The sequence below is a fragment of the Streptomyces sp. NBC_00193 genome, assembly GCF_026342735.1.
Lineage (GTDB): Bacteria > Actinomycetota > Actinomycetes > Streptomycetales > Streptomycetaceae > Streptomyces > Streptomyces stoeckheimensis.
Genome location: NZ_JAPEMM010000001.1, coordinates 2,123,080 through 2,135,739 on the forward strand (window position 1 = coordinate 2,123,080; position 12,660 = coordinate 2,135,739).

16 protein-coding genes are annotated in these 12,660 nt (G+C 70.5%); 6 read left to right on the forward strand and 10 right to left on the reverse strand.

What is annotated here, in order from left to right; all coding sequences use genetic code 11:
* Positions 1 to 12: 12 nt before the first annotated feature.
* A complete protein-coding gene (locus OG898_RS09090) occupies positions 13 to 927 on the reverse strand; it encodes a helix-turn-helix domain-containing protein (protein ID WP_323182602.1) in 915 nt (304 codons plus the stop codon).
* A gap of 375 nt (positions 928 to 1,302) precedes the next feature.
* Complete coding sequence (locus OG898_RS09095; protein WP_266960141.1) at positions 1,303 to 1,671, reverse strand: ATP-binding protein; 369 nt, start codon at positions 1,669 to 1,671, stop codon at positions 1,303 to 1,305.
* Between the two features lie 142 nt (positions 1,672 to 1,813).
* On the opposite strand from OG898_RS09095, the gene OG898_RS09100 reads away from it, so the two are divergent.
* The 3 genes from OG898_RS09100 (at position 1,814) to OG898_RS09110 (ending at position 3,247) form a co-directional block, all read left to right on the forward strand.
* Positions 1,814 to 2,674 carry a helix-turn-helix transcriptional regulator gene (locus OG898_RS09100; protein WP_266956062.1) on the forward strand — a complete coding sequence of 287 codons (861 nt, stop codon included), beginning with the start codon at positions 1,814 to 1,816 and terminating at the stop codon, positions 2,672 to 2,674.
* Positions 2,671 to 2,856 (forward strand): DUF397 domain-containing protein, encoded by a 186-nt coding sequence (locus tag OG898_RS09105; RefSeq protein ID WP_266956064.1) that lies wholly within the window; start codon positions 2,671 to 2,673, stop codon positions 2,854 to 2,856. The genes OG898_RS09100 and OG898_RS09105 overlap by 4 nt, the downstream gene beginning before the upstream one ends.
* A 109-nt stretch (positions 2,857 to 2,965) precedes the next feature.
* A complete protein-coding gene (locus OG898_RS09110; RefSeq protein ID WP_266956066.1) occupies positions 2,966 to 3,247 on the forward strand; it encodes a pyrimidine/purine nucleoside phosphorylase in 282 nt (93 codons plus the stop codon).
* A gap of 20 nt (positions 3,248 to 3,267) precedes the next feature.
* Here the strand turns inward: OG898_RS09110 and OG898_RS09115 are convergent, their stop codons facing one another.
* Positions 3,268 to 4,434: an MFS transporter gene (locus OG898_RS09115; protein WP_266956068.1), complete on the reverse strand. Its 1,167-nt coding sequence runs from the start codon at positions 4,432 to 4,434 to the stop codon at positions 3,268 to 3,270.
* 106 nt (positions 4,435 to 4,540) lie between these two features.
* On the opposite strand from OG898_RS09115, the gene OG898_RS09120 reads away from it, so the two are divergent.
* Positions 4,541 to 5,077: a CGNR zinc finger domain-containing protein gene (locus OG898_RS09120; RefSeq protein ID WP_266956070.1), complete on the forward strand. Its 537-nt coding sequence runs from the start codon at positions 4,541 to 4,543 to the stop codon at positions 5,075 to 5,077.
* Positions 5,078 to 5,168: 91 nt separating this feature from the next.
* Positions 5,169 to 5,747 (forward strand): O-methyltransferase, encoded by a 579-nt coding sequence (locus OG898_RS09125; RefSeq protein ID WP_266956072.1) that lies wholly within the window; start codon positions 5,169 to 5,171, stop codon positions 5,745 to 5,747.
* A 58-nt stretch (positions 5,748 to 5,805) separates the two neighbouring features.
* Here OG898_RS09125 and OG898_RS09130 read toward each other — a convergent pair whose 3' ends face one another.
* Positions 5,806 to 6,468: a DUF6461 domain-containing protein gene (locus tag OG898_RS09130; RefSeq protein ID WP_266956074.1), complete on the reverse strand. Its 663-nt coding sequence runs from the start codon at positions 6,466 to 6,468 to the stop codon at positions 5,806 to 5,808.
* Positions 6,469 to 6,566: 98 nt separating this feature from the next.
* Here OG898_RS09130 and OG898_RS09135 point away from each other — a divergent pair, with 98 nt between their 5' ends.
* Positions 6,567 to 7,034 carry a hypothetical protein gene (locus tag OG898_RS09135; protein WP_266956076.1) on the forward strand — a complete coding sequence of 156 codons (468 nt, stop codon included), beginning with the start codon at positions 6,567 to 6,569 and terminating at the stop codon, positions 7,032 to 7,034.
* A gap of 69 nt (positions 7,035 to 7,103) precedes the next feature.
* Here OG898_RS09135 and OG898_RS09140 read toward each other — a convergent pair whose 3' ends face one another.
* From OG898_RS09140 to mqnE, 6 genes are all read right to left on the reverse strand, one after another.
* On the reverse strand, positions 7,104 to 8,489 hold the full coding sequence (locus OG898_RS09140) for a dicarboxylate/amino acid:cation symporter (protein WP_266956078.1): 1,386 nt from the start codon (positions 8,487 to 8,489) through the stop codon (positions 7,104 to 7,106).
* Between the two features lie 121 nt (positions 8,490 to 8,610).
* Entirely contained in the window at positions 8,611 to 8,718 is a 108-nt protein-coding gene (locus OG898_RS36230) for a putative leader peptide (RefSeq protein WP_323182336.1), read from the reverse strand.
* Between the two features lie 182 nt (positions 8,719 to 8,900).
* Entirely contained in the window at positions 8,901 to 9,215 is a 315-nt protein-coding gene (locus OG898_RS09145; protein WP_250740985.1) for a DUF4229 domain-containing protein, read from the reverse strand.
* Between the two features lie 64 nt (positions 9,216 to 9,279).
* Entirely contained in the window at positions 9,280 to 10,473 is a 1,194-nt protein-coding gene (locus OG898_RS09150) for a hypothetical protein (protein WP_266956081.1), read from the reverse strand.
* A gap of 377 nt (positions 10,474 to 10,850) precedes the next feature.
* The gene (locus tag OG898_RS09155) at positions 10,851 to 11,387 is read right to left on the reverse strand and encodes a GNAT family N-acetyltransferase (RefSeq protein ID WP_266956083.1); all 537 of its coding nucleotides are present in this window, start codon (positions 11,385 to 11,387) and stop codon (positions 10,851 to 10,853) included.
* 98 nt (positions 11,388 to 11,485) lie between these two features.
* Positions 11,486 to 12,649 (reverse strand): aminofutalosine synthase MqnE, encoded by a 1,164-nt coding sequence (gene mqnE, locus OG898_RS09160; protein ID WP_250740987.1) that lies wholly within the window; start codon positions 12,647 to 12,649, stop codon positions 11,486 to 11,488.
* Positions 12,650 to 12,660 lie beyond the last annotated feature (11 nt).

The following is a 12,660-nucleotide window of genomic DNA, read 5'->3' on the forward strand; positions in this document are numbered from 1 at the left end:
CCGGATCGGGCATCAGGCAGCCGCGCGTTCCCCGGGCGGGGACGGGCAGGTGCGGCAGCGGCCCGGTTCCGGGGCGCGGAAGGCGCGGTCGCAGCCGTCGCAGTTCTGGAGCGGGTCCGGGCGCCGCCGGTCCCCCGGAGCGGGCGGGGCCGGGGGCATGGCCGGCGGGATCAGCGCGGTGAGCCGGTACGCGAGCACGGACGCGGCACTGCGCAGCGGAGCAGGCAGGTTCTGGGACAGCACCTGCCCGATGGCCGCGGGATCGACCCCCCGCTCCAGCCAGGCCGACACCCCTGGCGCGAGCCGCGCGACGTCCCGCTCGGAGAGCAGCAGCCGGGGATCGTTGCGCCGCAGCCCGGCGAGCAACCCGACGGCCTCGGGCGCGGGGGCCGGGCCGGACAGCGGGACGGGGGCGGACGCCGCCGGGCGGCCCGGCTCCGACTCCCTTACGGGTTCTGCGGGTTGCCGTACGGGCTCCAGCGCGGGCGCCGCTTCGGCGTCCGGGTCCGGGTCCGGTACGGGCTCCAGCGCGGGTGCCACCTCGGCGTCCTGGGCCGACTCCGGTTCAGCCAGGGGCTCGCGTACGGCCTCCCCCATGGCCTCCTCGCCATCCCCCGACGGGCACGGCGGCGGAGGCGACGGGGGGCGGGGCGGCAGCGGGCCGCCGGAGGGGGCGCCGGGCTTGTTGTACGAGTAGGTCCGCGTCATCACGCGCCCGCCGTCGAGCCGTTCGCGCCGCCGCTCCAGGTAGCCGTGCCGCTCCAGCTCCCGCAGGGCGGACCCGATGCGGACCTCCCCCTCGGGGAACTTCTCGGCGAGCGCCTTGATGCCGACGGGTGCGCCGTCGGGCAGCGACTGGATGTGGGCGGCGAGGCCGATCGCGACCAGCGACATCGAGCGGTGCTGGAGGAGGTGGTTGCCGACCACGGTGTAGTGACTGGTGTGCCACGTGTTGACGTGGATGACACCGGATCGGGGGGTCGCCGCCCGAAGACGGGACGACGCGCACGAGGGCGCGCTAGGGTGCTCAAGAGCCATAAGGAAGGTTGCTGCTTCCTGCTTGGTCAGGCCCTCGACCGGGATTGCCGTCCCGCCGGGGGCCGTCTCATGTCTGCTGTTGTTGTCGGGGCGAGCATATGCCCGCCAACCGGTCGGAAATCCAGCCGAGTTGACCAAGTTCACCCGACCGAGCGACTCAGCTTGAACGACGGCCGGTTGGGTTGGGTCGGTTGGTTTTTTCACCGGGTTCTTTGGTCTTTTTACGTCGCGCCGCGCCGCGTCCCGGCCACCCGCGACCCGGGCTCAGAGATCGACCTCCGCCCACACCACCTTCCACGGAGCCGGCCCTTCCCGTACGCCCCACCGGTCCGCGAGCGAGGTGACCAGGATGAGCCCCCGACCCGGGTCGCGGATCTCCGGGATCCGGTCACTCCGGGTGTCCGTCACCTCAATGAGCAGCAGCCCGGGAGTAACGGACATCCCGAGCCGGAAGTCCCGCCCGGCAACCCGCCCATGGGTCACGGCATTGGCGGCGAGCTCGGCAATGATCTGCGCAGGCCCCTCCAAGGGCAGCCCCCAGGAGCGGAGTTGCTCGATGGCGAGCACCCGCCCGAGTCGGGCCCCGCGCGGGGTGGCGGACAGCTGGACGTGGAAGTCGACGAGTTGAGTCATCACGTCACTCAGCGTGGCCACCGGTGCGTACCGTGAGAAGCCGCATCGTCGGTACGTCCCGGCTTTGTCCGGAGCTTGTCCGGCCCTGTCCGGCCTGTCCGGACCGGCCCCAGGGGTACGGGCTCGTTGGAGGTGGGCGCGCATGAGCGTGGACAGCAGTGAAGGTACGGAAGACGCGGGCTGGGACGTAGACCCGGAGGACGAACAGGGCGTGGCGGTCCTGTCCGCGCTCGGCCGCCAGCTCAGGGCTTGGCGCGAGGAGGCGGGCATCCGCGCGGCGGAGTTCGGCACCCGCATCGGCTACGGCGAGGACCTGGTCCGCAAGGTCGAGGGCGGCAAGCGGATCCCTCGGCCGGAGTACCTGGACAGGGCGGACGAGGCCCTGCGGGCGGGCGGGAAGATCGCCGCGATGAAGGCGGACATGGAGCAGGTCCGCTACCCGAAGAAGATCCGCGTCTTGGCGAAGAGGGAAGCCCAGGCCGTAGAGATCGGCACCTACAACAACCACAACATTCACGGGCTACTTCAGACGGAGGAGTACGCGTCTGCCCTGTTCGGGATGCGAAGGCCGGCATACCAACGGGACGAGCTAGAACGCTCCCTGGCCGCCCGAATGGCCCGACGATCGATCTTCGATCGATCACCCGCCCCGACCCTGAGTTTCGTGCAGGAGGAGGTAACCCTCCGCCGGAGGATCGGGGGCACAATGATTCTGCGTCGACAGCTCGAACACCTCCTGGGGGTGAGCCAGTTGCAGAACGTCGAGTTCCAGGTGATGCCGACCGACCTCGAAGACCATGCCGGGATGGGCGGCCTGATCGAGCTGCTCAAGTTCGAAGACGGTTCAGGGATCGGGCGCTCTGAAGGCGCTTTCCACGGCCGCCCAGTCTTCGAACCCAGGCAGCTCCGAATCCTTGAGCTGCGCTATGGCATCATCCGAGCTCAGGCGCTCACGCCCCAAGAATCACAGGACTTCATCGAGGAACTGCTGGGAGAAACATGATCCACCACCCCGAGTTGGACTGGTTCAAGAGCAGCTACAGCAGCAGCAGCGAGGGCGACGACTGCGTCGAAGTAGCGGCCGCCCCCACCACCATCCACGTCCGCGACTCGAAGGACATCCAGCAGCCCCACCTGACCTTCACGCCCCGCGCCTGGGCGGGATTCCTGGCGCACACCTCGTAGGCCGGACCGAGGCCGGGGCGGGGCCCATCTGCTGGACTCGCCCCCTGCCCGGGGGCCGCCGCGAGGTAGCCTGCCGCGACATCGCTCGCGCGCTCCACCTGGGGAAACCATGTTCAAGGTCAACGAGTACTTCGACGGCACGGTCAAGTCGATCGCCTTCGACCAGGAGGAGGGCCCGGCGACGATCGGCGTCATGGCTCCCGGCGAATACGAGTTCGGCACCGCCGCTCCGGAGGTCATGCACGTGGTCAGTGGCGCCCTGACCGTCAAGCTCCCCGAGGTCGCCGACTGGCAGACCTTCGGCGCGGGCACCCGGTTCAGCGTCGCGGGCGACAGCAAGTTCCAGGTCAAGGCCGAGGTCGCGACGGCGTACCTCTGCGAGTACCGCTGACCTCGGTGGCCTTCTGATGGTCAGGCTGGAGCCAGTCGCCTCCTGAGCCAGGGCTGCGCGGCGGCCAGGGCAACGGCTGCCGCGGCATTGGTGAGCCACAGGCCCTTGGGGCCGGAGGTCGCCAGCAGGTAGGTCACGATCAGCGGTGCGACGGTGGTGGCCGCACCCCAACAGAGGCCGAACACGGCGAGATATCGGGCGCGGCCGCCGTCGGGCGCGAGGCCTGCCGCCTGCGTCAGGTAGCGGGTCAGCAGGAGCGCCTCGCCGACGCTCCAGAATGCTGCGGCGAGCAGGAAGACCGGCAAGGTGGTGGCGAAGGCACAGATCATCAGGCCGGTGGCGAGCAGGAGACAGCCGATGTTCATCGCGCGGAAGTCGTCGAGCTGCACTCGCAGCAGCCGTTGCGCGACGATCATCACCACCGCGGAGACCGCCAGAATGATGCCGGTGCCGGACGCCGACAGCTTCTGCTCCATCAACGTGAGCGGTATGCCGACCACGAGCTGCATGTAGATCGTGGCGAACACCGTGCCGCTGGCGAGCAACAGCAGCAGTCTGCGATCGCGCCACACCGTGACTCCACCGGCCTGCGCCCAATCCCGCCGCACATCGACCGGAAGTGCAAAGGCCACGAGGACAGCGCAAGCCAGGCAGGTGATCGCATCCGCGACGAACAGCCACCGCAGATCCCAGTGGCTGACAGCCGCGGCCAGCAACCCGGCGAGTACGCCCGCAACCGCCATCGCCGACCCGAGCAGCCCGTACGCCGCTGGGCGGTCGGCGGGCGCAGTGGCATCGGCAACGGCTGCCTGACTGGACGGTTCGTAGATCTCGAACGCCAGGCCGAGGACGATGGCAGCGGCCATGGCGGACCACAACGTCGTACTGGCGGCGATCCAGAGCTGAGCGCCGGCACAGCCGGCCAGCCCGAGGACGATCGTGCGGCGACGGCCGAGCCGGTCGGCCAGGACACCACCGAGCAGCCGCGAAGGGATGGTCGCGAGACCGAAGAGCGCGACCACAAGACCGGTTCGGCTCAGCGAGGCGCCGAACTCGACGGTCAGCACGATCGCGAGGAACGACAGCGAGAACGCGCCGATCCGGTTGACCGCCCGGGCGACCACAAGCACCCAGACCGTTCTGGACAGACCGCGCCACGGCTCGATCAGGGTCGCCGCAGCACTCATCACCGACTCCATGACTAGCTAAATGGGTATGATCAGTCACGCAAGCCAGAGCGTACGGAGGAGAGCCGTGACTGGTCAACCATCTTTTGATAGTCACGCCCGGAGTGTGCTGGCGGCGTCGGTCGAGTACGTGAACCGGCTGACCCCCGGCTTCTCCGGCGGTTCGCCCTACGCCGGTCCTGCCGACGAGGCACAGGCCGTGGGCGAGTCGCTGGTGGCAATCGGCTATCCACAACCGCATGTCTTGCCCGAGGATGCGCGGCGCCTCACGGAGCTGGCCGGGCGGATGCGGATCGTGTTCGAGGCCGCGCAGGCCGACGACCTGGATCGAGCTGCCGACGAGATCAACGCCTTGCTGGTCGACACGAACGCGCGGCCGAAGCTCGACCGCCGGGAGAAGGGCTGGGGCCTGCATTTCCACGGCCCCGACGACACGCTCGTCAACGGCTGGGCCGCGGGCTGCGCCGCCGGCCTCGCGCTCGCAGTCGGCAGCGACCTGGCCGGTCGCCTCGGCGTCTGCGCCGCACCACAGTGCGACCGCGTGTTCGTCGACACCTCGAAGAACGGCCGGCGTCGCTTCTGCTCACCCCAGTGCCAAAGCCGGGTGAAGGCCGCCGCTCACCGCAGCCGCCAGGCGACCTGATCAGAACGGGTTTACTGCCACCGGACGATATGGACCCCGCCCGCACGGAATCCCCTTGCCCGGGAGCTGCGCCCCCTCCCATGATCTCCACATGGACGACACTCCGCATCAACTCCCCTCCACCCTCCCCGCGTTGCGCGCGAAGGCGGCCGACGCGGGCTTCGCGATGTCCTGCGAGGACCGCACCGGCAACCTCCTGACGGTGCTCGCCGCCGCCCGGCCTGCAGGCCGGGTCCTGGAACTCGGCACCGGCGTGGGCGAGGGCACCGCCTGGCTGCTCAGCGGGATGGACCCCGCCTCCCGCGTGATCAGCGTCGAACTCGACCCCACCGTCCAGGACATAGCCCGGGAGCAGCTGGGCGCGGACCCGCGGGTGACCTTCGTGTGCGGGGACGGCGGCACGTGGCTGGAGGAGTTCGACGGCCCGCCGTTCGACCTGGTCTTCGCGGACACCTGGCCGGGCAAGTTCACCCACCTCGACCGGGCCCTGGAACTCGTGGCCCCGGGCGGGACCTACCTGATCGACGACCTCCTCCCCCAGCCGGGCTGGCCCGAGGGGCACCAGCCCTCCGTCGAACGCCTCCTGGCCGAGCTGGACGCGCGCGAGGACTTCCGGTGCGTCCGCCTGGCCTGGGCGAGCGGCCTCCTGATGGCGGTACGCACAGCCTGACGAGGCGGCCGGCACTGCACACGCGATGCCGGCCCGGTACCGACGCCGTGCCCACCCCCTACCCGATGGACTCCTCGCTCACCTCGCCCGTGACGTACACGGCGTCCCTCAGGAGCGCCTCGGTCACCCGGACCCCCGTGAGCCGCTCGGAGAGCGCGAACACCGCCGCCCTCTCGTCGACTTCGGGGTCCGGGTCGCCCGCCGGGTTCAGGCCGAGCTCGCCCATCACGGAGTTCAGCGCGTCGGGGGTGCTGCCGGTGCGGTCCGCCGGGAACTCGAAGGTGGTCCTCAACTCGCCGTCCTCGTACCAGTGGAAGAAGTCCATGGGCTTCCCCCCGTTGCTCGTGTGCGAGACGGCGCGCGACCCGGCGGACAAGGCCTCCATGAACCGCGGCCGCGTCCCCACGTCGCCGCCGAACTCCAGCACGAGGGTCCAGTCCCCTCCCTCGCCCGGCACGGTGAAGGCTCCCGCGAGGAAGGAATCGGGCGAGTACCCGTACGCGTCGAGGATCTCCGTGTGGTCGAAGACCAGGCCGTGGAACCCTTCGCAGACGCCCCGCGGCTCGGCCTCCACCACCTCCAGCACCTCCGCGGGCGAGAGGCCCCGTACCAGCGTCAGGGTGTACCCGCCCTCCAGCGCGTACGCGAACAGCGAGGGCGAGGCCCCGATCCAGCTGTAGTCGGCGGCGGTGGCTGGGGCGTGGGAAGCGGCTGCGGTCATGCGGCACATCCTTCCCGCACCCACTGACACCGTCCTGACGCCGTCCTGACGCCGTCTTCGGGCTGTTCGGGCGCCGGCGCGTGTGGTGGGATGCGGGCATGGAGGCTGTGCTGGCCAGCTTGATCGCCGTCGCGGGAACCCTCTTGGGTTCGGTCGTCACCTTTGCCGTGCAGCGCCGCACGAGTGCGCAGGCGGAGGTCTTCGCCCGTTCCCAGCAGCTGCGGCAGGAGCGCCTGACGGCGTACAGCGCCTACGCGGGCTCGGTGACGGCGCTCAAGCAAGCCACGGTCGCCCTCTGGTTCCGCCTGCGGGAAGCCCCCGACAGCCCCGAGACGCGTCAGGCCTTCACGGAGTGCGACCGGCTGGGCGCCGCCACGGAGAACGCCCAGTTCCACGTCCGCCTCCTCGCCCAGGACTCCGCGCTCGTCGCGCTTGCCGCCTCGGCCTTCGATGCCGTCGGACCCCTGCGCACCGCCTCCACGCAAGCCGAACTGGCCCTCCGCGAGCAGCACCTGCAGGACGCCCTCAACGCATTCATGACCGCGGCCACCACCCAGATCCACTGATCCGCCCACGGAAAGGCCGCAGCCCCCGCCCGGACGGGGGCGGAGGCTGCGGCGGTTGAGCGGCGAGGCTCAGGCGGTGACGAGGACCTTCGCCGGGTCGGCGTCCGTGGAGTCGGCCGGGGCCGGGGCCTCGGCCGGGGCCGGCTCGTCCAGGAGGGAGGAGGAGGCGGTGGCGTAGGCCACCTTGTCCAGGATGCCTTCGCGGGCCGCGACGATGACCGGGACCAGCGCCTGGCCGGCCACGTTGGTGGCGGTGCGCATCATGTCCAGGATCGGGTCGATCGCCATCAGCAGGCCCACGCCCTCCAGCGGGAGGCCCAGCGTGGAGAGGGTCAGGGTCAGCATGACCGTGGCGCCCGTCAGGCCGGCCGTGGCGGCGGAGCCGACGACCGAGACGAAGGCGATCAGCAGGTAGTCGGTGATGCCGAGCTGCACGTCGAAGATCTGCGCGATGAAGATCGCGGCGAGCGCCGGGTAGATCGCGGCGCAGCCGTCCATCTTGGTGGTCGCGCCGAACGGGACGGCGAAGGAGGCGTACTCCTTCGGGACGCCGAGGCGCTCGGTGACCTTCTGGGTGACCGGCATGGTGCCGACCGAGGAGCGGGAGACGAAGGCCAGCTGGATGGCCGGCCAGGCGCCCTTGAAGAACTGCAGCGGGTTGACCTTGGCGACGCTCCACAGGAGCAGCGGGTAGACGCCGAACATCACGAGCGCGGAGCCGACGTACACGTCGACCGTGAAGGTGGCGTACTTGCCGAGCAGGTCCCAGCCGTACGTGGCGATCGCGGTGCCGATCAGGCCGACGGTGCCGATCGGGGCGAGGCGGATGACCCACCACAGGGCCTTCTGGAGCAGCTCCAGCACGGACTCGGCGAGGTTCAGCACCGGCTGGGCCTTGCTGCCGAGCTGGAGGGCGGCGATACCGGCGACGGCGGCGAGGAAGACGATCTGCAGGACGTTCAGCTCGGTGAACGGCGTGATGATGTCGGTCGGCACGATGCCGGTCAGGAAGTCCAGCCAGGACCCGTGGCGCTTCGGCAGCTTGCCGTCCTGCGGGGTGAGGCCGGTGCCGGAGCCCGGGTTGGTGAGCAGGCCGATGGCGAGGCCGATGGCCACCGCGATCAGCGACGTGATCATGAACCAGAGCAGGGTGCGGGAGGCGAGCCGCGCGGCGTTGTTCACCTTCCGGAGGTTGGTGATCGACACCAGGATGGCGAAGAAGACGAGCGGGGCGACGGCCAGCTTCAGGAGCTGGACGAATATGTCGCCTATCTGCTCCAGGGTCGTACCGAGCCAGCTGATCTCCTGGCTGCGGGAGACCCAGCCGAGCAGAACGCCGAGCACGAGGCCCGTGACGATCTGGGCCCAGAAGGGGAAGGTGAAGGAGGACTTGTTCGCCGGGGCGGGAGCCTCTGCGGGGGCCTCTACGGCAGGGGTCTGCGGTGACGCGGACACGGACACTCTCCGGGTGGTTCTGCGGTTTCTGCGGTGGGGTGGTGGTGCGGTGCGGCAGCACCCGGAAAAGCCAAGAGCCGGGCGGGCGGGACCGCTGCTGTGCCAGGGCTGGTCGCGGGACTCAGCGACAACAGCAACAGGCCGCGGACGCGCGGCGGCAGAGGTCGACGTGCAGGCGCGCCACGAGCGGGACGCTCGGGGTCATCTGGTGCGCGGCTGTCGTCAACATGTTGAACACGCTAACACTTCACCTTTGGGAATCTCAAAGCCTGCCTTTGAGATCCAATGAGACCAACCGGCCCACCGCAGGCATCAACCGCTGCGAACCCCCCGGAAAACGCCGAAAGCCCCGGCGTCGCGGGTGGTGGACCCGGCGCCGAGGCATTTCGGTGTGTGATGAAGCTAACTGCCCTACTGGCTGGCGCGCGCGGCCTCGTCGACCGCGTCGTCCTCCTGGCTGCGGTTCGCGGCGAGCTTGTCCTTCGCGCCCGCGACGCGTCCTGCAATGACCGCGGACATCTCGTCGCGCTGCTTGCGCAGCAGCACGAAGGAGAGCGGTGCGGAGATCACGAGGGCGAGCAGCACGACCCAGGCGGGGTTGGCGTCCCCGAGACCCGAGGGCACCCAGCCCAGCCGGACCAGACCGGCGACGAGGACGAGGCACCCGACGAAGATCCCCAGACGCATCGCGGTGTAACGGATCGTCGCGCTCTGCTTGAGGGACACGGTGACCCCTGCTCTCTGTGTCGTCCAGGTCGGTTTCGTGCCCGTCCAGTGAAGCACGCCGGGGCTACGGACATGGGCGCCGGGGGGCTTCGACGGGCACGAGCCGCAGCGCGGACAGCGGAACCTTGATCGCCTGCTTCTCCTTCACGTCCCACAGGGCGGCCGTGCCGCCCGCATCCCCGAGGGAGAAGTAGGGGTGCTTGGGGTCCAGCAGGCCCCCGTCCGACGGCACCTGCGCCAGGGGCTTCGTGGGCAGGGCGCAGACCCACTCCGGCTTGATCCCGAAGTAGGGGCCGGGGGTGCGCCCCTCGGCGGCCGCCGCGCGCGCCTCGAACCCGGCGGACAGAGCGGGGAACCCCGCGAGGAACACGACCCCGACGGACAGGGTGATGACGCTCGCGTACACGAAGGTCGCGTAGCCCAGCCACCGCAAGGCGATCATGATGTGCAGGTGTCGCAGGTAGCCCAGCACGGCCGGTGCGATGAGCCAGAGCAGCGAGGCGGCCAGCACCCGGCCCGTCGCGAGGACCCGCATCACTGCCGGTACGTCCACGTCCTCCGCGTCCAGGCCGAAGGGGTAGAGGTAGAGCGCCTGGAGGGAGACCCCGAGCCCTGCCAGCAGCACGGGCGCCAGAGTGAGCAGTGCGGGTACCAGCCACGGGACCAGCCGGCCCCAGGTCGACTGCCGCGCCAGCAGCCACAACCCCCGGGCAGTGAAGTAACAGATGCCCAGGATGGCGACCACCTCGCCGGGGCCGCCGCCACCCCTGGGCGCTGCCACGATGGCGGCCAGGCCGAAGGCCACCGCCGTGCTCAGCAGACCGCCGGACCCGAAGCCCACCCAGCGCCCGGGACGGCCCTCCAACGGGGCGTGCCGCGCGGTGGCCGCGATCACCGCCAGGAGGAACAGCCCGGTGGGCAGCCAGTGCCAGTGGCCCGGGCTCCGGGCAGCCGCAACCCCGCAAGCGAGCGCGGCGAGCAGCGGGTAGCGCAGCGGGAGCAAGCGTCGTGTGGGGCCTTGCCGCCCGGGCCGGCCGTCGGGGTCCGGCGCCGGCCGCTTGTACGAGGCGGAGCGCACCGCGACACCGGTCGGCGGCGGGGCCCCGGGCATCGCCGCGGTCGCCACGGCCAGTGCCGTGTCCGCGTCCCGCGCCTGCACCTGTCCGCCGGTGTCCCTGGTGCCCAGCGAGATGGCCGCCCACGCGCGCAGCCGCTCCCGCGTCCGGCCCCACCACCTCGCCGCAACCTCGGGAGGCACCGGCGGCAGCTCCCGGTAGACGTGCCAGAGAGGCCACTTGACGGGGGCGCGCCAGAACCTGCACGGCGACGACGGTCAGGTCCAGCAGGAGCCGGTCCGCGAGGGCCTCCAGGTGTTCCCTCGCGGCATCGGGGGCCCGGTACCGCGCGCCCGGGAACCTGAGCTCGACGACGTAGGCGCACCGGCCGCCCGGCACCGGCGCGGGAGACCGCTCCAGCACCTTCCAGTCACACCTCTGAAGCTCGGCTTCGAACAGCTCGAAGTCGGCCTGTCCACCCCCCAGTTCGACTCGGCCCACCGCCCGCTGATCCCAGTGTCCGACTGTTCCCGAAGCTCCCACGCGCCAGCCCCCCGTCACCGTGAGGGTGACCGTACCGTCAGCGCAGCGGCAAAAGCATCGTGATGTCGTCGCGGTCGTCCCCCGGGGCCACCCGGATCGCGTCGGGGACGCGGCCGACCTCCTTGTAGCCGCAGGCGGCGTAGAAGTGCTCCAGGCCCAGGCCGCCCCGGCAGCCGAGGCGGACCGCCTCGATGCCCTCCATCGTGCGGGCGGCGTCGGCGACGGCCTCCATCAGCGCGCGGCCGGCGCCGCTGCCCTGGAGGGCGGTGTCGACCATGACGGTGTAGACCCAGATCCAGTGCCGCTGCAGCCGGTGCTGGTTGGGGGCGAGGACGGCGGTGGCGCGCACCCGGCCGGCGGCGTCGCGCCCGACGAGCAGGCGGCTGCGGCCCTCGGCGACCGCGGCGAGGTGCTTGTCGACCTCGGGGCGGATGTCCTCGATGACGACGGGCGCCACGAAACCCACCGCGCCGCCGGCGTTGGTCACGTCGGTCCAGAGCGCGGCGAACTCTTCGGCCAGGGCGGGGTCGAGGGCGGGGTCGACGACCGGGTCGAAGGTGAAAGTAAGGGTCATAGAGCTAGTTTAACTATTACCCCACCTCGCGCGCAAAGGGCCCCGGCCCCCCACGGCGGGGGACCGGGGCCCGGAGCGTCGAAGAAGCGGGTCGGGCGTCAGAGCCGCATCGCCTGCGGGGTCTCGCGGAGCTCCGCGTCCGGGCCGGGGTACTCGCGGATGATCTCGTAGCGCGTGTTGCGCTCGACCGGGCGGAAGCCCGCCTCGCGGATCAGTTCCAGCAGGTCGTCGCGGCCCAGCTTGTTCGGGGTGCCGTAGTTGTCCGCGTCGTGCGTGATCTTGTACTCGACGACCGAGCCGTCCATGTCGTCCGCACCGTGCTGGAGGGCGAGCTGCGCCGTCTGCACGCCGTGCATCACCCAGAAGACCTTCACGTGCGGGACGTTGTCGAAGAGCAGGCGGGAGACCGCGAAGGTCTTCAGCGCCTCGGCGCCCGTCGCCATCGTCGTGCGCGCCTGGAGCTTGTTGCGTACCTTGCCGTCCTTCATGTCCACGAAGTCGTGCTGGTAGCGCAGCGGGATGAAGACCTGGAAACCGCCGGTCTCGTCCTGCAGTTCGCGCAGCCGGAGCACGTGGTCCACGCGGTGGCGCGGCTCCTCGATGTGCCCGTAGAGCATCGTCGCCGGGGTCTTGAGGCCCTTGGAGTGCGCGAGGCGGTGGATGCGCGACCAGTCTTCCCAATGGGTGTTGTGGTCGACGATGTGCTGGCGGACTTCCCAGTCGAAGATCTCGGCGCCGCCGCCGGTGAGCGATTCCAGGCCCGCCTCGATCAGCTCGTCCAGGATGTCGGAGGCCGACATGCCGGAGATCGTTTCGAAGTGGTGGATCTCGGTCGCCGTGAACGCCTTCAGCGAGACGTTCGGCAGCGCCTCCTTCAGCGCGGAGAGCGAGCGCGGGTAGTACCGCCACGGCAGGCTGGGGTGCAGGCCGTTGACGATGTGCAGCTCGGTGAGGTTCTCGCCTTCCATGGTCTTCGCCAGGCGGACGGCTTCCTCGATGCGCATCGTGTACGCGTCCTTCTCGCCCGGCTTGCGCTGGAACGAGCAGTACGCGCACGAGGCCGTGCACACGTTCGTCATGTTGAGGTGACGGTTGACGTTGAAGTGGACGACGTCGCCGTTCTTGCGCGTGCGCACCTCGTGGGCGAGGCCGCCGAGCCAGGCCAGGTCGTCCGACTCGTAGAGGGCGATGCCGTCCTCACGGGTCAGCCGCTCGCCGGAGCGAACCTTGTCCTCCAGCTCACGCTTGAACCCAGCGTCCATGCCGGTCCTCT

Coding starts and splice junctions, on each gene's coding strand:
- OG898_RS09155 (WP_266956083.1), bottom strand. CDS start 11,387: ATGACCCTTACTTTCACCTTCGACCCGGTCGTCGACCCCGCCCTCGAC.
- OG898_RS09125 (WP_266956072.1), top strand. CDS start 5,169: ATGGACGACACTCCGCATCAACTCCCCTCCACCCTCCCCGCGTTGCGC.
- OG898_RS09110 (WP_266956066.1), top strand. CDS start 2,966: ATGTTCAAGGTCAACGAGTACTTCGACGGCACGGTCAAGTCGATCGCC.
- mqnE (WP_250740987.1), bottom strand. CDS start 12,649: ATGGACGCTGGGTTCAAGCGTGAGCTGGAGGACAAGGTTCGCTCCGGC.
- OG898_RS36230 (WP_323182336.1), bottom strand. CDS start 8,718: ATGTTGACGACAGCCGCGCACCAGATGACCCCGAGCGTCCCGCTCGTG.
- OG898_RS09115 (WP_266956068.1), bottom strand. CDS start 4,434: ATGAGTGCTGCGGCGACCCTGATCGAGCCGTGGCGCGGTCTGTCCAGA.
- OG898_RS09100 (WP_266956062.1), top strand. CDS start 1,814: ATGAGCGTGGACAGCAGTGAAGGTACGGAAGACGCGGGCTGGGACGTA.
- OG898_RS09095 (WP_266960141.1), bottom strand. CDS start 1,671: ATGACTCAACTCGTCGACTTCCACGTCCAGCTGTCCGCCACCCCGCGC.
- OG898_RS09135 (WP_266956076.1), top strand. CDS start 6,567: ATGGAGGCTGTGCTGGCCAGCTTGATCGCCGTCGCGGGAACCCTCTTG.
- OG898_RS09105 (WP_266956064.1), top strand. CDS start 2,671: ATGATCCACCACCCCGAGTTGGACTGGTTCAAGAGCAGCTACAGCAGC.
- OG898_RS09130 (WP_266956074.1), bottom strand. CDS start 6,468: ATGACCGCAGCCGCTTCCCACGCCCCAGCCACCGCCGCCGACTACAGC.